18 protein-coding genes are annotated in these 17,576 nt (G+C 60.4%); 17 read left to right on the top strand and 1 reads right to left on the bottom strand.

The genetic code is table 11. The features are described from left to right. The 14 genes from DXC52_RS08750 to DXC52_RS08685 all read left to right on the top strand — a co-directional run. Positions 1 to 729 (top strand): L-threonylcarbamoyladenylate synthase (locus DXC52_RS08750; RefSeq protein ID WP_233504917.1); only part of this gene is annotated, 729 nt, incomplete at its 5' end. A 13-nt stretch (positions 730 to 742) separates the two neighbouring features. Further along, complete coding sequence (gene glpK / locus DXC52_RS08745; protein WP_117746944.1) at positions 743 to 2,284, top strand: glycerol kinase GlpK; 1,542 nt, start codon at positions 743 to 745, stop codon at positions 2,282 to 2,284. Positions 2,285 to 2,407: 123 nt separating this feature from the next. Beyond that, positions 2,408 to 3,055 (top strand): uracil phosphoribosyltransferase, encoded by a 648-nt coding sequence (gene upp, locus DXC52_RS08740; RefSeq protein WP_117746943.1) that lies wholly within the window; start codon positions 2,408 to 2,410, stop codon positions 3,053 to 3,055. A 282-nt stretch (positions 3,056 to 3,337) separates the two neighbouring features. Further along, positions 3,338 to 3,649 carry a hypothetical protein gene (locus DXC52_RS08735; protein WP_035138788.1) on the top strand — a complete coding sequence of 104 codons (312 nt, stop codon included), beginning with the start codon at positions 3,338 to 3,340 and terminating at the stop codon, positions 3,647 to 3,649. Between the two features lie 3 nt (positions 3,650 to 3,652). Then, complete coding sequence (atpB, locus tag DXC52_RS08730; RefSeq protein ID WP_022094263.1) at positions 3,653 to 4,456, top strand: F0F1 ATP synthase subunit A; 804 nt, start codon at positions 3,653 to 3,655, stop codon at positions 4,454 to 4,456. 124 nt (positions 4,457 to 4,580) lie between these two features. After that, positions 4,581 to 4,775, top strand: a complete 195-nt coding sequence (locus tag DXC52_RS08725) for an ATP synthase subunit C (protein WP_022094262.1) — start codon at positions 4,581 to 4,583, stop codon at positions 4,773 to 4,775. A 15-nt stretch (positions 4,776 to 4,790) separates the two neighbouring features. Beyond that, entirely contained in the window at positions 4,791 to 5,393 is a 603-nt protein-coding gene (atpF, locus tag DXC52_RS08720; protein WP_055286332.1) for a F0F1 ATP synthase subunit B, read from the top strand. Continuing rightward, complete coding sequence (locus tag DXC52_RS08715) at positions 5,383 to 5,859, top strand: FoF1 ATP synthase subunit delta (RefSeq protein WP_117746942.1); 477 nt, start codon at positions 5,383 to 5,385, stop codon at positions 5,857 to 5,859. Before atpF ends, DXC52_RS08715 begins: the two co-directional genes overlap by 11 nt. Beyond that, complete coding sequence (atpA, locus tag DXC52_RS08710) at positions 5,859 to 7,457, top strand: F0F1 ATP synthase subunit alpha (RefSeq protein WP_117746941.1); 1,599 nt, start codon at positions 5,859 to 5,861, stop codon at positions 7,455 to 7,457. The genes DXC52_RS08715 and atpA overlap by 1 nt, the downstream gene beginning before the upstream one ends. A gap of 5 nt (positions 7,458 to 7,462) precedes the next feature. Continuing rightward, entirely contained in the window at positions 7,463 to 8,371 is a 909-nt protein-coding gene (atpG, locus tag DXC52_RS08705) for an ATP synthase F1 subunit gamma (RefSeq protein WP_006235716.1), read from the top strand. Continuing rightward, complete coding sequence (gene atpD / locus DXC52_RS08700; RefSeq protein ID WP_117746940.1) at positions 8,371 to 9,825, top strand: F0F1 ATP synthase subunit beta; 1,455 nt, start codon at positions 8,371 to 8,373, stop codon at positions 9,823 to 9,825. Before atpG ends, atpD begins: the two co-directional genes overlap by 1 nt. Before the next feature lie 3 nt (positions 9,826 to 9,828). Continuing rightward, positions 9,829 to 10,221: an ATP synthase F1 subunit epsilon gene (gene atpC / locus DXC52_RS08695; RefSeq protein ID WP_117746939.1), complete on the top strand. Its 393-nt coding sequence runs from the start codon at positions 9,829 to 9,831 to the stop codon at positions 10,219 to 10,221. 88 nt (positions 10,222 to 10,309) lie between these two features. Beyond that, a complete protein-coding gene (murA, locus tag DXC52_RS08690; protein WP_117746938.1) occupies positions 10,310 to 11,593 on the top strand; it encodes a UDP-N-acetylglucosamine 1-carboxyvinyltransferase in 1,284 nt (427 codons plus the stop codon). 12 nt (positions 11,594 to 11,605) lie between these two features. Further along, on the top strand, positions 11,606 to 12,841 hold the full coding sequence (locus DXC52_RS08685) for an LCP family protein (protein WP_117746937.1): 1,236 nt from the start codon (positions 11,606 to 11,608) through the stop codon (positions 12,839 to 12,841). Positions 12,842 to 13,090: 249 nt separating this feature from the next. Here DXC52_RS08685 and pepT read toward each other — a convergent pair whose 3' ends face one another. Then, entirely contained in the window at positions 13,091 to 14,338 is a 1,248-nt protein-coding gene (gene pepT / locus DXC52_RS08680) for a peptidase T (RefSeq protein WP_117746936.1), read from the bottom strand. A 120-nt stretch (positions 14,339 to 14,458) separates the two neighbouring features. Between pepT and DXC52_RS08675 the strand changes: the two genes are divergently transcribed. From DXC52_RS08675 to DXC52_RS08665, 3 genes are all read left to right on the top strand, one after another. Next, positions 14,459 to 14,881: a metal-dependent transcriptional regulator gene (locus DXC52_RS08675; protein ID WP_040359600.1), complete on the top strand. Its 423-nt coding sequence runs from the start codon at positions 14,459 to 14,461 to the stop codon at positions 14,879 to 14,881. A gap of 10 nt (positions 14,882 to 14,891) precedes the next feature. Then, positions 14,892 to 15,785 carry a homocysteine S-methyltransferase family protein gene (locus tag DXC52_RS08670; RefSeq protein WP_006235725.1) on the top strand — a complete coding sequence of 298 codons (894 nt, stop codon included), beginning with the start codon at positions 14,892 to 14,894 and terminating at the stop codon, positions 15,783 to 15,785. 157 nt (positions 15,786 to 15,942) lie between these two features. Further along, positions 15,943 to 17,343, top strand: coding sequence for a phosphoglucomutase/phosphomannomutase family protein (locus tag DXC52_RS08665; protein WP_040359603.1), 1,401 nt, complete (start codon positions 15,943 to 15,945; stop codon positions 17,341 to 17,343). The last annotated feature ends 233 nt before the right edge of the window (positions 17,344 to 17,576 follow it).

Raw genomic sequence — 17,576 nt, 5'->3', positions numbered from 1 at the left:
CGGGTATTCGGGGGAGCGCGCGAGCCGCATCGGCTCGCCGTTGAGCGTACGGCCGAGGTACTCCGCTGTGGCGGCTTGGCCCTGATCCCGACCGAGACCGTCTATGGTGTCGCCGTGGCAGTCAACGCCTTCTCGGACGCCGTGCCTCAAGATACAAGTGAATTCCCATCGTGGCCGCGCGATCCGCAGGCTGCCGTCAACGGCGCCGCAGTCCCTGCGCTCGGCACCGGCTATCGCCGTATCTTCACTCTCAAGCAACGTGAACTCACGCAAACCGTCGCTTGGCTGGTCGATGGCGTCGAAGCACTCGGCCGCTATGGCGTGGATATCCCGGAAGATGCCCGCGTACTCGCGCGACGATGCTGGCCGGGCGCCCTGACTATCGTGGTCAAGGCGGCCCCCTGCGTGCCGACCTTTATGCGCGCCGCCGACGACACGGTGGCACTTCGCGCTTCGGCCTCGCCCGTGGTGCAAGCGCTCATCCGCGCCTGCGGCAGCCCTCTTGCCTGCACCAGCGCCAACACGCATGGCGCGCCCGCGCCGGCAAGTTTTGTCACGGTGGAGGAGCGCATCCTGGAGGGGGTCGATGTGGCCGTCGACGCCGGTGAGACCCCGTGTCGCGACGCCTCAACCATCGTGTCGTTTCAGCACGGCGAGCTCCAGATCCTGCGCCAAGGCGCGCTTCCCGCATCAGAGATCGAGCGGGTCCTGTCCGACCCGATGCAATAGAAAGGTGTAAGCGATGTCGTTGAATCTAGGTAGCCTGGGCATGGAAGACGCCTCGTTTAGCTTTGGCGGTTCCTACATCATGGCGCTCGACTGCGGCACCACCTCGGTACTCGCGACCATCGTCGACGAGTACGGCTGCATCGTCGCCCAGGCGCGTCGTAGCGTCAAAACCAGCTTCCCGCGCCCCGGCTGGGTGGAGCAGGATCCCACGGAGGTGCTTGCCAGCCAGATCGGCGTGATGATGGAGGTCCAGTTTAAGAGCGGCATCCATTCTGACCGCATTGCCGCCATCGGTATCTCCAACCAGCGCGAGACCACGGTGGTCTGGGACCGCATAAGCGGCCAGCCCATCTACAACGCCATCGTATGGCAGTGCCGTCGTACCGCGCCGGCAATCGACGCGTTGGTTGAACAGGGTTGCGAGGAGCTGGTGCGCTCCCGCACGGGACTCACGCTCGACCCGTATTTCTCAGCCTCCAAGGTGCAGTGGATTCTCGACAACGTCGACGGCGCGCGCGAGAGCGCGGCGGCGGGCGACCTCATGTTTGGCACCATCGATACCTGGCTCATCTATAACCTCACCGGCGGCCAAACCTTCGCCACCGACTACACCAACGCCAGTCGCACGGCACTCTTCAATATTCATACGTTGGACTGGGACGATGACCTGCTGTCTCTCTTCGACATCCCGCGTGCCATGATGCCCGAGGTCCGTTGGAGCTCCGGTGACTACGGTCGCGTCGCGAGCGACATCATGACCAACATGCCGCCCATCATGGGTGTGGCGGGCGACCAACAGGCGTCGCTGTTCGGACACTGCTGTTTCCATCCCGGCCAGACCAAAAACACCTATGGCACGGGCTGCTTTATGCTCATGAACACCGGCGACGAGATCGTCGAATCCAAGAATGGCCTGGTCTCCACCATCGGTATCGCTGCGGACGGCAAGGTCAGCTATGCGCTCGAGGGCTCTATTTTTGCCGCCGGTTCCACCATGAACTGGCTTCGCAACAACATGGGCATCATCTCGAGCGTGAGCGAGTCGGCACAGCTCGCCGCTTCGATTAGCGACAACGAGGGCTGCTACTTCGTTCCCGCCTTTGCGGGTCTGGGCGCTCCCTGGTGGGACCCGCATGCCCGCGGTATCGTGTGCGGTCTGACCGGCGCCTCGAGCCGTGCGACTATCGTACGTGCCGCCTGCGAATCCATGGCATATCAGAGCTACGACGTGCTGCGCGCCATGGAGCAGGACGTGGGGCTTTCGATCGAGCGCCTGTCTGTCGATGGCGGTGCCTCGCGCAACGAGTTCATCATGCAATTCCAGGCCGACCTGCTGGATATCCCCGTGCTGCAATGCGAGACGGTGGAGACCACGGCAATCGGTGCCGCGTACTTGGCGGGTCTTGCCGTCGGCTATTGGGAAGACCTGGAAGAGCTGGAGCAAAATGCCCAGATCGTTAGGACCTTCCTTCCCCACATGTCCGCCGAGCGCCGCGAACAAAACCTTGCGGGCTGGTGTGATGCAGTCAGGCGCTCGCTCAGTACCGCACAGTAGGGCTGCGATGGGCTGCTCGATACAACAAACCGCTAAACTAATGCATGGCGTGCGGCGGCAACGTTGCTGCGTGCCTTGTCAGCAAGGCCATCTTCCGGCCGCAACGAAAGGGGCAATCAACCCATGACCGTCACCTACGATACGTCCCGTGTGACGCTTGTCGATCACCCGCTCGTCCAGCACAAGCTGTCGATCCTGCGCGACAAAAACACCGGCACCAACCAGTTCCGCCAGCTCGTGCGCGAGCTCGCACTTTTTGACGGCTACGAGGCCATGCGCGACCTGCCCATGGAAGACGTCGAAGTCGAGACCCCCATCACCACCGCAACGTTTAAGCAGCTCGCCGGCAAAAAGCTCGCCATCGTGCCCATCCTGCGTGCGGGCCTTGGCATGGTCGACGGCATCCTCGACCTGGTGCCCTCCGCTCGCGTGGGCCACATCGGCATGGAGCGCGACGAGGTTACCCACGAGCCGCATGAGTATTACTGCAAGATGCCCAAGGATATCGACCAGCGCATCTGCCTGGTCGTCGACCCCATGCTCGCCACGGGCGGTTCGGCCGAGATGGCCATCAGCTACCTGCGCGAGCGCGGTGTCAAGGACATCCGCATGCTGTGCATCGTCGCGGCCCCCGAGGGCCTCAAGTCACTGACCGAAAAGGACCCCGACGTACATATTTATACCTGCGCCATCGACGACCATCTCAACGAAGCTGCCTACATCGTTCCCGGCCTGGGCGACGCCGGCGACCGCATCTACGGCACGCTGTAATCTCTGGGGCATACCGGCTAACGTCGAAAATACGAAGAAATGGTGCGCGCGGTCGAACAAAAGACGACCGCGCGCACTCCTGTTAACGGACGTTTTGCCCTGCAGGGTTCGAGAAAAACGTATTACCGTACCTGCGGCATAAAGAAGGTCTTAAGAAAACGAACAGGTGCGTATTAACCGATGCTTTTTCGGTTGTACTTTAGCGATTGGCTCGTACAATAGTCACCAATGTTTGGCGGGAACTGTCCTGTGAGGCGATAAAAAAGGAAAGTGAGGACGCCAGTGTTTCAGATAGCCGATCTGCTCGCTATCGTTGCAGGTGCCATCGCGGGCGCGATTGCCTTCCTTCCCTTTGTCTTTACGCTCAAGCCGGTTCTTGACGATAAGCAGAATGCGGACATGCTCAAGGGTATGGTGAGTCTCGCGGTCTCGGCAATCGCGTTGCTTGTCTTTACCTTGGTTGTGTTTGTGTTGTTCGGAGAGGCATTTCGCATGTTCCTCCTGGGCGAGGCGATCGGCTTCGTGGCCTTTATGGCCGCCTGCGCGGTTCGCGTCGCCAAGGCGCTGCGAGATCCTCATGAGGTCGAAAGGTAAGTCGTGGAAATTTTTGAAAAGCTGCCTGATGAGATTAATCATCTGGTCAGCGAGTTCAGCTCCACCCCTGTCGTGGGCGATCTGAGCTGCGGCATCACGCAGTACTCGTTTTGGCTGATCGTCTCCACGATCGTGCTCCTGATCGTCCTGGCCGTGTTCAAGAAGAAGCAGACCCTGGTTCCCAAGGGCTTCTTCGTCAACGGTTTCGAGTACATCATCGAGTACGTCGAGAACGATATCGGCAAGGGTGTCGTGGGTGAGAACTGGAAGAAGCACTTCCCGTTCCTGTGCTCGCTTTTCCTGTTCATCCTGATCAATAACATGATCGGCCTGATCCCGGGAATGAAGCCCGGCACCGGCGCAATCGGCTCCACCGCCGCACTCGCCATTTTCGCCTTCGTGTACTTCATCTACTACGGATGCAAGGCTCACGGCGTGATCGGCTACATCAAGAGCCTCGCCCCGCAGGGCGTGAGCTTCCCGATGAACGTGCTCGTGTGGGTCGTCGAGCTTTTCTCGACCTTCCTGCGCCTCATCACGCTCGCCGTCCGTCTGTTCTGCAACATGTTCGCAGGACACGTGGTCATGGGCTCGTTCGCCATCATGGCGAGCATGTTCATGCAGCCGCTGCTTCAGCAGGTTTCCGCGGCCCACGCCGTCGGCGCCCTGCCTTCGCTGGCCTGGCTTGCCATCCTCATCCTGATTTATGCGATCGAGCTTGTGGTCGGCGCCATCCAGGCTTACGTCTTCACGGTCCTTACCGCCGTGTATGTCTCTGAGGCAGAGGAGGTCGCGGAGGAGGAGTAATCTTCCGTTCGTGCCTTAAAGGTAAGGCAATTCGTTAAACCGCCGGTGCCCGTACCCATGGAGCCCGGCAGTTATAAAAAGGTTATCCTGCGTGAAATAAGACACGCACGACAAAGGAGGAATCGTGGGAGTTATCGGTTACGGTCTCGGTGTTATCGGCGCTGGTCTTGCTATCGGCCTGTCTGCTCTGGGTGCTACGGGTGCTATGGCCCGTCAGCCTGAGGTCCAGGGCCGCGTGTTCACCGTCTTCATCATGGGCTCCGCTTTCGGCGAGGCTCTGGCTCTGATCGGCTTCGTTGTCGCGCTGATCGTTAAATAGCACGGAGCGTCAAGTATGAATCTTTCATCCCAGAAGAGCGCGATCGCACTCTCCGCGTCCGCGGCCGCGCTGCTCATGCCGGTTTCCGCGTTCGCCGAGGACGGCGCCGCCGGTGCGGACATCCTCATCCCTAAGATGGCGGAGTTCATCCCGGCGCTTATCGCCTTCCTGATTATCTGGATCGTGCTGGCCAAGGTCGCCCTGCCGGGCATCATGAAAACCATGGAGGAGCGCGGCAAGAAGATCGAGGAGAGCCTCGACGAGGCCGAGAAGACCAAGCAGGAGGCCATCGCCAAGCGCGCTGAGTCCGACTCGATCGTCACCGACGCCCGTCGTCAGGCTGCCGACATCGTTCTCGAGGCCCGTAAGGACGCCGAGTCCGAGCGCGCCCGTATCATCGAGGCTGCTCACAAGGAGGCCGAGGAGATCATCGCCAAGGCCCACACGACCGTCGAGGACGAGCGCAAGTCCATCTACGCCGGTGCCGCGAGCTCCATCGCCGACCTGTCCGTTGCCGTCGCCACCAAGATCGTGGGCGAGGCACTCGAGGACGAGTCCGAGCAGAAGAAGCTCATCGAGCGCTACATCCAGGAAGCAGGTAGCCTGAATGCCGACTAGCCGCTATCAGGACAAGGTACTCGAGACCTACGCGCGCTCCCTTTTGGAAGCCGCCAAGGCCGAGAACCATGTGTTCGAGGACCTCGAGATGATCGAGCGCCTGGCTAGCGCCAGCCCTGAGATCGTCGCCGTGCTCGACACCATGTCCAAGCGCGACCAGCTCGACCTTCTTCCCAAGGTGGCAGCTGCCTTTAAGTATGTTGCCGAGGAAGACGAGGATGTAGTGGGCGTGACCGTCACCACGGCGATCCCGCTCGACGACGAGCTGCGTCAAACCATCACTAAGAAATGCGAGCAGGACTTCGGCCGCAAGGTATTCCTTATCGAGCAGGTCGACCCGTCTATCGTGGGCGGCCTGGTGCTCGAGGCCCGCGGCGAGCGTCGTGACATCTCCGTCAAGACGCAGCTGCGCATCGCGCAGGAGACCCTCGCAAACTCTGCTAATTCGTACGGAGGTGAAGCCTAATGTCCGAAACCCTCAATGCCCAGGATATCGCCAAGAAACTGCAGGAGCAGCTCACGAGCCTCTCCGCGACGGTCGATACGCATGAGGTTTCAACGGTCGACGAGGTAGGCGACGGCATCGCGCGCGTCTCCGGCCTCAAGAGCGCCATGGCAGGCGAGCTTCTGGAGTTCAAGAGCTCCGATACCGGTGAGACCGTCTTCGGCCTTGCCCAGAACCTTGACCGTGACGAGGTCGGCGCCGTTCTGTTTGGTGCCGTCGACTCCATCAAGGAAGGCGACGAGTGCCGCACCACTGGCCGCATTATGGATATCCCCGTGAGCCGCGCCATGCTCGGCCGCGTCGTCAATCCGCTCGGCCAGCCTATCGACGGCCTGGGTGACATCGTCGCCACGCACCGTCGCCCCATCGAGTTCAAGGCCCCCGGCGTCATCGATCGTACCCCGGTGTGCGAGCCGGTTCAGACCGGCCTGTTGGCCATCGACTCCATGGTGCCTATCGGCCGTGGCCAGCGTGAGCTCATCATCGGCGACCGTAAGACCGGTAAGACCGCTATCGCCATCGACGCTATCCTCAACCAGCGCGGCAAGGGCATGGTCTGCATCTATGTCGCCATCGGCCAGAAGGCCTCCACGGTTGCCAACATCCGCGAGACCCTCGTTCAGCACGGTGCGCTCGATTACACCATCATCGTTTCGGCCACCGCTGCCGATTCCGCCCCTATGCAGTACATCGCGCCTATGGCCGGTGCCGCTATCGGCGAGTTCTTCATGTACAACGGCGAGGACGGCAAGCCCGCCAGCGAGACCAACCCCGGCGGCCACGTGCTCGTCATCTACGACGACCTGTCCAAGCAGGCTGTGGCCTACCGTCAGATGTCGCTGACGCTGCATCGTCCGCCCGGACGCGAGGCCTATCCTGGCGACATCTTCTACCTGCACTCTCGTCTGCTCGAGCGTGCCGTCAAGATGTCCAAGAAGAACGGTTATGGCTCCATGACGGCTCTTCCGATCATCGAGACCCAGGACGGCGACGTCTCGGCCTACATTCCGACCAACGTCATTTCCATTACCGATGGTCAGATCTACCTGCAGTCCGAGCTCTTCTTCCAGGGCCAGCGCCCGGCAGTCGACGTGGGCATTTCCGTGTCCCGCGTCGGTGGCGACGCGCAGACCAAGGCTATGAAGCAGGTCGCCGGCAACCTCCGTCTGGACCTCGCTTCGTACCAGGAGCTCGCCGGCTTTACGCAGTTCGGCTCCGACCTCGACGAGGCTACTCAGAAGCAGCTGACCCATGGTGCCCGCATGACAGAGCTCCTGAAGCAGCCGCGTTACAAGCCGTTTGAGGTTGGCGAGCAGATCGTTACGCTGTTCGCTGGCAACGAGGGCTTCCTGGATGACCTGGAGATCGCCGACGTGCTGCCTTTCCGTGCCGAGCTCATCGAGTACATGGACAATGGCTTTGGCTCGCTGCTCGACAAGGTTCGCGCCAAGAAGATCGATGATGACACCAAGGCTGAGCTCTTGCGCGTCATCGGCGACTTCAAGCAGCAGTTCATGGCCAAGCACCATTCGGATGTTTCTGGATCAGAGGAGAACTAAGCCCCATGGCCAACCTTCGCGACATTAAGAAGCGAATCTCCTCGGTTACCACGACCAAGCAGATCACGCGCACGATGGAGATGGTCTCTACGGCCAAGATCCGTCGTGCCCTCGATCGCTCCAAGCAGGCCGAGCCCTATAAGGAGGCGCTGACCGACGTCATGTTGACGGTCGCCGGCGACGCCTCCTGTTCGGGCACCGATCCCATGCTGCAGAAGCATGAGAGCGTCAAGCATGGCCTGATTGTCGTTATTGCCTCGGACCGCGGCCTTGCCGGCGGTTTCAATACGACGGTGGAGCGCACGGCCGAAAAGCTCGCCGCTTCTTGGGCGAACGACGGCATCGAGTGCGAGATCATCGCGTGCGGGCGCAAACCGGCCACGTATTTCCGTGACCGCGCAAACGTCGTCATGCACTTTGAGGGCAACTCCTCCGAGCCCGATTTCAATCAGGCCCGCATGATCTCCTCTCATATCTGCGATGCGTATCGTGCCGGTGAGCTTGACCGTGTCGAGCTTGTCTACCACCACGCCAAGAACCGCGTGGATCAGGAGCTTCGCGTCGAGCATCTGTTGCCGCTCGACCCCGAGATGATCGCTATGGCCCACGGTCCGCGTAAGAACGAGACCGACGCCCCTAAGCGCATCTCGTCCACGTTCGAGTTCGTGCCCTCTCCCGAGCATGTTCTCGGCAAGCTTGTGCCGTCTTATATCCTGACGGTCATCTACCAGGCCCTGATCGATTCGGCGGCTGCCGAGCAGGGTGCACGCCGCAAGGCCATGCACTCCGCGACGGAAAACGCCACCGCGATCATCTCGACCCTTACCCGCACGTATAGTCGCGTGCGCCAGGCTTCGATCACGACCGAGATTAACGAGATCGTCGGCGGAGCCTCAGCATTGGAGGAACAGTAATGGCTAATAACACCGTACAGCTTGCGGTCGAGGAAGCCACCAAGAAGACGACTGCCGGTGATGGTCGCATCGTGCGAATCATCGGCCCTGTCGTCGACGTCAAGTTTGACGGCGCGGTGCCCCCGATCTACAACGCGCTCACGGTCGAGGCCGAGACCCCGATCGGTCATCTGAGCACGATCCTCGAGGTCGAGAGCCAGCTTCCGGGCGGCGTCGTCCGCACGGTCGCCATGTCCTCGACCGATGGCCTGCAGCGCGGCCTCATCGCCACCGATACCGGTGAGCCCATGAAGATGCCCGTTGGTCCCAAGACGCTCGGCCGCATTTGGAACGTCATGGGTAAGCCCGTCGACGGCAAGCCCATGCCCGAGGTGGAGGAGTTCTACCCCATCCACCACGCGGCGCCCCGCTTTGACGAGCTCACCACCAAGACCGAGATCTTCGAGACCGGCATTAAGGCCGTCGACCTGCTTGAGCCCTACATCCGTGGCGGCAAGACAGGCCTGTTCGGCGGCGCCGGCGTCGGCAAGACCGTTTTGATTCAGGAGCTCATCAACAACCTCGCCCAGGAGCACGGCGGCACCTCGGTGTTCACCGGCGTCGGCGAGCGTACCCGTGAGGGTACCGACCTTTATCTCGAGATGAGCGAGTCGGGCGTTATCGACAAGACTTGCTTGGTCTATGGTCAGATGAACGAGCCGCCTGGAGCGCGTCTGCGCATCGGTCTGGCCGGCCTTACCACCGCTGAGTACTTCCGCGATCGTGGCCAGGACGTTCTGCTGTTCATCGATAACATCTTCCGCTTCTCCCAGGCCGGTTCCGAGGTTTCCGCACTGCTGGGTCGTATGCCGTCCGCCGTTGGTTACCAGCCCACGCTGGCTACCGAGATGGGTGACCTCCAGGAGCGCATCACCTCGACCAAGACGGGCTCCATTACCTCCGTCCAGGCCGTTTACGTCCCTGCAGACGACCTGACCGACCCGGCGCCTGCCACGACGTTTACGCACCTCGACGCCACCACGGTTCTTTCGCGTAGCATTTCGTCGCTCGGTCTGTTCCCGGCTATCGACCCGCTCGCGTCTTCTTCGGACGCTCTCGATCCCTCGATCGTTGGCGAGGAGCACTACCGTGTCGCCGTCAAGGTCCAGGAGCTCCTGCAGGAGTACTCCGACCTTCAGGACATCATCGCCATTCTGGGTATGGACGAGCTGTCCGAGGAGCAGCGCCTTACGGTCAACCGTGCCCGTAAGATCCAGCAGTTCCTCTCCCAGTCCTTCCACGTCGCCGAGAAGTTCACCGGCAACCCCGGTGTCTACGTCCGCGTCGAGGATACCGTCCGCTCCTTCGCCGAGATTGTCGACGGCAAGGCCGATGACCTGCCCGAGCAGGCATTCCGCTATGCCTCCACGATTGAGGACGTGCGTGAGCGCGCCCGCAAGATGGAGGAGAAGTAGGTTATGCGTATCCGCATCGTGTGCCCCGTGAGCCTCGCCTATGAGGGTGACGCTGCGTTTGTGTCGATTCCGTCTACGGATGGCGAGTTTGGCGTTTTACCTGCTCACTCCAGCGAAATCTGCACGATCGACCGCGGTTACGTTCGCGTTTCCGATAAGGCCATGGGCACTGTCGACCACACGTTTGCCGTGGCCGGCGGCTATGCCCAGGTTGCGGACGATGTCGTGACCGTCCTCGCCGAGCGCGCTTGCGATTTGGCGACCGTCGACGCCGACAAGGTTAAAGCTGATATTCAAGGTTTTGAAGAGAAGCTGGGTAATTTGTCGGAGGATGATGCACGCCGCGCCTACCTCTATAATGAAATCGCATGGTGTAAGCTCAAGCTTGCCCAATAGTCAAACGTTTTGGCGTTCGACCATTTGCGAACACATCATGCCCGGGATGGCTCAGCCACCCCGGGCATGCTTTTTGAAAGGGTAGACCTTGGATATTATCCGCGTTGAGGGTGGCCACGCCATCGGAGGCTCCGTGCCCGTCTCGGGTGCAAAGAATTCCGCACTCAAACTCATGGCTGCAACGCTTCTGGCGCCGGGCAAGACAACGCTTCAGAACGTGCCCGATATTTCCGATGTCCACGTTATGGGCAAGGTACTCAAGGGCATGGGCGCCACAATCGAAGTTCTCGATGAGCACACGCTCGAAATCGATACTTCCCAGGTTGATTCTTGGGAGGCTCCCTACGAGCTCGTCGCCAAGATGCGCGCCTCCACGGCTGTGATGGGGCCCCTGCTGGGCCGTTTCCATCGCGCCAAGATCGCCATGCCCGGCGGCTGCAACCTGGGCGCCCGCAAGATCGATATGCATATCTTGGGTCTTGAGGCCTTGGGCGTCGAGTTCGATACCGCCCACGGCTACATCAACGCCAGCGCGCCCCAGGGTCTGCGCGGCACGACCGTCACGCTCGAGTTCGCCAGCGTCGGCGCCACCGAGAACCTCATCATGGCCTCCGTGCGCGCTCAGGGCACCACGGTTATCGATAATGCCGCTCGCGAGCCCGAGATCGTCGATCTCGCCAACATGCTCAACGAGATGGGCGCCAAGATTGTCGGCGCGGGCACGCCCGTCGTGACTATCGAAGGCGTGGAAGAGCTCCATCCCGTTACCCATCGCGTAGTGGGCGACCGCATCGAGGCCGGTACCTTTATCGTCGCCGGTGCGCTGATGGCCGACGATCGCGGTGTCGACGTCACGGGTTTTTGCCCCATTCACTTGGGCATGGTGCTCAAGAAGATGGAGCTCATGGGTATCGACTGCGAGCGTACCGACGACGGCGTCCATGTGAACCGTGCCGAGCGTATCAAGCCGGTCGACATCCAGACGCTTCCGTTCCCCGGCTTCCCGACGGACATGCAGGCACAGATTATGGTACTCTCCGCCCTTGCCGACGGCAGTTCCGTTATTACCGAAAACATCTTCGAGAATCGCTTTATGTTTGCCTCTGAGCTGGTGCGCATGGGTGCCGACATTCGTATCGAGAGCCATCATGCCATGATTCATGGCGTCACGGGCTTCTCGGGTGCACAGGTTACCTCGCCCGATCTGCGTGGCGGAGCGGCCCTCGTCGTAGCGGGCTTGATCGCCGACGGGACGACCGAGGTTTCGGCCATCCATCACATCAAGCGCGGCTACGAGCAGTTTGTCGAAAAGCTGCAGGCGCTCGGCGCGCATGTCGAGCATGCTACCGTCCCCGATCCCGTCATCTACTAATACAGGTTGCCTATGTTTAATAAAAAGCCCCTCGCGGATACCACCACCCGAAGACCCTCAACTGGTGCGCAGGCCAAGATCTACAGTCGCGATAACGTGGCTCGCTATTCCGAGCGCGCTCGCCAACGTCGTCGTAGCCACACGATTCGTCACGTCGTGCTCATTGCCGTGCTTGGCGTGCTACTGAGTGCCACTACCGCTGCCGGCCTGTGGTTTGCCACCATTATGGGCAAGCTCGGCGATTCTAATGTCATTACCGACAATCTGCGTCGGGTTCTGGTTGACACCGATGAGGCAAAGGATCCGTTCTACGTGCTGCTTCTTGGCACCGACGGCCGTCCGGGCGAGGATACGTACCGTGCCGACTCGATTATCCTGGCACGCATCGACCCCACGCAAAAGCAGGCGACGCTCATTTCCGTTCCGCGCGACACCAAGGTCGAGTACAAGGGCGAGACCATGAAGATCAACGCCTGCCATACCGTTGGCGGCGCCGAGGCCATGGTCGAGGCGATCAACGAGCTGTGCGGTGTTCAGATTTCCCACTATGCCGAGGTCAGCTTCGACGGTATGCAGGCGCTGATTGATTCGGTTGGCGGTATCGACATTAACGCAACCGATGATGTTGACGACCCCGAGCACCTGGATATTAAGATTACCGCTGGCCAGCAGCATATGGACGGTGCCACCGCCCTTACCTATGCTCGCTGCCGTTACACCTATGCCGACGGCGATTACACGCGCATGCGCCACCAGCGTCAGGTGCTTGGCGCCCTTGCCAACCAGATTCTCAATAACTTCGATGCCACGAAGATCTTTGGCCTGGTTAATTCGCTGTCCGATATGCTTGTAACCGATATGAGCGTTCAGGATATCGTGGCTACGGTTAACGCCATGCGCGGTATGGATGTCGACGGTATCTACTCGGCCAACCTGCCCTCGTACGCCGACGACAGCACCATGATCGACGGTGTGAGCTACGTCTTTGTCTACGAGGACGAGCTCAAGGAAATGATGGAGCGCGTCGATGCCGGCAAAGATCCCAAGGGTCCCAACACCATGGGCCTTTCCGACGGTTCCAGCTCTACGATCGGCGACCTGAGCAATAACACTTCCGATGACTACGCCAACGGTACCGCAACCTCGTCTGGCAGTTCTGACGATTCGAGCGACTCAAGCGATTCGAGCGATTCGGACTACTACGAAGAACCCACCGGCGACGGCAACGGCTACGAAGCCAACTACTAGTTCCGCCGTTCTACCGAACGGCGGACCAGTCGACGCTGCGCGCCGCCCAGAGCGACAATTTGTCATTCAAAAGGCAGGGCATGACCAGAAGGTCAATGCCCTGCCTTTTTCATGCCAACTTGTTCTCCTTGGACGTCGCTCGCTGACGTTGGCTCAACCTGCGATGCTGATTACTCCCCTTGCAGCAAAAACCGCCCTGTTCTCTGTAGAGGATGGGGCGGTTTATCGTTTAGGCTTGTGCAGCCAGGCTTATGCAAAGCGGGCGACGAGCTCCTGGAGCACGTCGGTCATCTTGACGAGCGAACTGACCGGGACGAACTCGTTGACGCCGTGGTAGCAATAGCCGCCGGTGGAAAGGTTGGGGCAGGGCAGACCGCGGAACGACAGCTGCGCGCCGTCGGTGCCGCCGCGAATCGGCAGCACTTGGGGTTCAACGCCACAGGCAAGGTAGGCTTCCTTGGCAGCATCAATAAGCTCGGGATAGTCACGAACGATTTCGGCCATATTTCGATACTGCTGCTTAATCTCGACCGTTACGCGCTCCTCGCCCAGACGCTGGTTGAGCATCGAGGCGGCGGCATCAATAAGGTCGAGTTTCTGCTGGAACTTGGCGGTGTCATGGTCGCGGACGATATAGCGCGCCGTGGCGTGATCGACGGTCGCAGATACACCCTCAAGGTGATAAAAGCCCTCGTAGCCTTCCGTATACTCCGGGCGCTGCACGTAGGGGAGCAACGCGTTGAAGTCGCAGAACAGATTGCCTGCGTTGACCATACGGCCCTTGGCGTCGCCCGGGTGGATGGACTGGCCCTCAAAGCGGATGGTCGCCTCGGCGGCGTTAAAGCACTCCCACTCCAGCTCGCCGATGGGGCCGCCGTCGACCGTGTAGGCGTACTTGCAGCCAAAGGTATCGATATCCAACAGCTCGGCTCCGTGACCGATCTCCTCGTCAGGGCAGAAGCAAATGCCGAGTGCGGGATGGGGCAGAGAAGGGTCCTGAGCGATACGCGCGACAAGCGACATGATCTCGGCGACGCCTGCCTTGTCGTCCGCGCCCAGCAGCGTGGTGCCATCGCTGCAGACCAAGTCCTCACCCGCGAGGTCGTTCAGGGCGGGAAGCTTGGCGGTACTCATGGCAACGGGCTTACCGTCAACCGTGCCGCAGACCAGGTCGCCGCCTTCGTAGTGTACGATGTGCGGCTTCACGCCGGCGCCCGGTGCAACTTCGGTGGTGTCGAGATGGGCGATCAGGCCCAGGGCGGGCTTGTCCTCAGCGCCCACACTTGCGGGGATATGCGCGCAGACATAGGCGTGCTCGGTCACGTGGGCATCTTCCGCACCAAGCTCGCGCAGTTCTTCAGCCAGTACGTTGGCAAGATCAAACTGAACGGCGCTCGAGGGTACCTGGTCACAGTTTGCATCCTCGGACTGCGTGTTGATCTGGACGTAGCGCAAAAAGCGCTCGAGGACATCGGGGCTCGTGGTGGTGTTTTCCATAAAGACCGCTCCAATCTTGGTCGTCGTGTGCAACAAGAACTCTAGCACGGTATGCCACGGCATACCACGACGCTTGGATGGGGTAGAATCAGCCATTGAATGCAGAAGGGACGGAAGATCATGGATACGACAAATAGCTCGCGCGAACTACATCTGACGGTGGCGAACGAAGACTACTTGGAGTGCATGGTTCGCATTGAAAGCGAAGAGGGGGAAACCAACGGCGTGCGATCGGTCGACATCGCGCAGCGCCTTGGCGTCTCCAAGGCATCGGTCAATAAAGCGGTTTCGGCGCTCAAGGCATCCGAGCTTGTCGAGCAATCGCACTACGGCAAGGTGATCCTGACCGATCGCGGCCGCGAGGTTGGCACGGCTATCTGGTACCGTCATCGCCTCATCCGCACGTTTTTGGTTCAGGAGCTCGGTGTCGAATTTGAGCGAGCCGATTCCGAGGCCTGCATGATGGAGCATGCGCTATCCGAGGACACGATGAGCCGCTGGCTCGCCTATCTCGAAAAGCAGGGAATCAGCGTCGAGGAATAGCGGGATATATATGGATACGAGTTATTACAACCGCTTTGGTGCCGAGGAACTTACGCGCCGCTTGTCGAGCGAGACCTTGTTGGCGCAGGGCCCCATGGGCAGTGTTCTGTTGAGTGAGTACGATGCCGCCGACATTCCACCGGCGTTTTGGAATCTGGCAGAGCCGCAGACCGTTTCTCGTATCCATCGCTTGTATGTCGCCGCCGGCGCGCAGGTGCTCATTACCAATACCTTTCAGGCATCGAGCTATGCCCTCAAGCACGACCAGATTGCGCCGTCCGTGGCGGAGGTCAATCGCGGGGCCGTCGACGATGCCCGCCAGGCGCACCCTCAGCTACTGCTGGGCTCAATGGGCCCGATCGGTATTGAGTGGTTTGCCGAGGACTCTGTCGAGTATCGTGAAATCCGCGGCATTGCGCGCGAACAGGCGCACGCCTTGCTCAATGCTGGTGTTGACGGTCTGCTGATCGAGACGGTGACGTCTATCCGTAATCTGCAGCCCATGCTTGCCGGCGCCCGAGATGCCGCCGACGGCATGCCTGTTCTGGTGAGTTTTGTCGTTGACGATAAAGGCGACCTGCTGGGCGATGGCCTCAACATCGAGGCAGCCGTTTTGTACGCCGAAAAACACGGCGCAAATTCGGTTGGTGTTAATTGCTGTTCGCTTGCGGCCGCGAACGCGGCGGTGCCCAGGATGGTTGCATCGGCGACTACTCCCGTCACGGTGCGTCCCAACGTAGGCGATCCGGTCCAGACTCAGGATGGCCCCGTATGGCACGAGAACCCCGAAGCTTTCGCGCGCGCATGCATCGAATGGAGACATGCCGGTGCCGCAATGGTGGGCAGTTGCTGTGGAACCACGGCAATCACTACGGCCGCGATGGCCGAGGCGCTCGATATATAAAGGGCAAACCGCTCCATACGGGGCGGTTTTTTTATTGCTTGCATGTCCTCGGCAGCATTTGCCCAAATGGTGAATGCTGGTGCCGGCAGGTTGCCGAGTGCATGTTGCGGGTATACCCCATGCGTACCATGATCCAAACACTGTGAGGTGTCTGCGCGTGTGCGCGATAATTCATTTTGGAACTGACGGTTGGCGCGCTCGCGTCGATGAGGACTTCACTGCCGATAACGTTGCCCGTATCGCCGATGCCGTCGGCGAGTTGTGGCAAAAGATCAATCCGGGCAAAACGGTATATATAGGGTTCGACACCCGGCCCCTGGCGCGCGAGTTCGCTGAGCTTGCGGCGGGCGTGCTAGCAGCGCACGGGCTAGACGCCGTGCTCGCTTCGCGACCTGTCCCGACCCCTGCCCTTACGTGGGCGGCGGCTTATGACGGTGAAGCGTGCGGCGCGCTCATGGTGACGGGGTCCCATCATCCGCAGGGCTATCTGTGCCTCAAGATTCGCATGGGTGACGGCTCGACCGCCAACCAGGATGTCATCGAAGAGCTCGAAGAGACTATGGCTCCCGAGCCAATGGGGATCGAGGGGCAATATCGCACCGCGGATATCATTCCTGACTATATGCAGGCGGTGGCATCGTTTGTCGATGCCGAAGCCATCCGCGCCGCGCACCTGCGCGTGGTTGTCGATCCCATGGGCGGCGCAGCCCAGGGCTATCTAGCCGACTTGCTGCGCGAGCTTGGCGTTGAGGTGCACGAGATTCACGCCGGGCAGGCGTCTGACCAAGAAGATATCTGCCCCGACCCCGTTGAGCCGTGGGTGGACGCTTGCGAGCGCACGGTTATCGAGGACGGAGCTTGCGCTGGCCTGGTGACCGACGGCGACGCCGACCGCATCGGCGCGGTTGACGAGCGCGGCAGATATATACATCCGCATCAGATCATGGCGCTCGTTTTGGGCGACTTGGTTCAATTTCGTAATTTGGAGGGGCGCGTCGTCGTCAATCTTTCGTGCTCGACGCTCGTGCGTCGCATTGCCGAGGCGCTTGGCTGCCGCGTGACCGTCAAACCAGTCGGTTTCAAATATATAGCGGCGGAGATGAAGAAGGGCGGCGTCCTCATAGGCGGCGAAGAAGCCGGTGGTATCGGCATCGCCGCACATATGCCCGAGCGCGATGGAATCCTCGCCTGTCTGATTCTGTGTGAGCTTATGGCAAAGACGGACGCGCCTTTGGGCGTTCTGGTCGACCAACTCGAGGACAGTTTTGGTAAGACGAGTTACGGTCGACGCGATTTACGCCTTGAGGCCGAAGATGCCGAAACGTTACGAACCCTGCTGCCGGGCGTAAACCCCAAGTCGATTTGTGGCAAGGTGCCGCAAAACGTTAGTCATATGGATGGCTTGCGTTTGGCATTCGAGGATGACACGTGGCTGCTGGTCCGTCCTAGTGGGACCGAACCAGTGGTGCGCGTCTACGCCGAGGGGTTCTCGGTGGAAGAACGCGATGAGTTGCTCGATGCTGGCTGTGCTTTAGCTAGGGGGACGTATCCGCTTTAACCATGAGACTGCCTTATATAAAGAGATGCTCGGCGAGCGGTAGTTAACGGCTGGCAAACGTTAGTCGGATCACAAAATGTGTAGGAAATGTGTACGCCCAGATTCCCGCCCCCGGGGCCCCTCCGGTCTGGCAATATATCTCCTTGCCACGCGGCCCGGTCGGACCGGATCAGCCGCGGGGCGTGCACCTTGAGAACCGGATACTGCGAGGATGGACACACAAGCTGTGTCGC

Source organism: Collinsella sp. TF05-9AC, assembly GCF_003438495.1.
Classification (GTDB): domain Bacteria; phylum Actinomycetota; class Coriobacteriia; order Coriobacteriales; family Coriobacteriaceae; genus Collinsella.
This window is presented reverse-complemented; position numbering and strand designations above follow the sequence as displayed.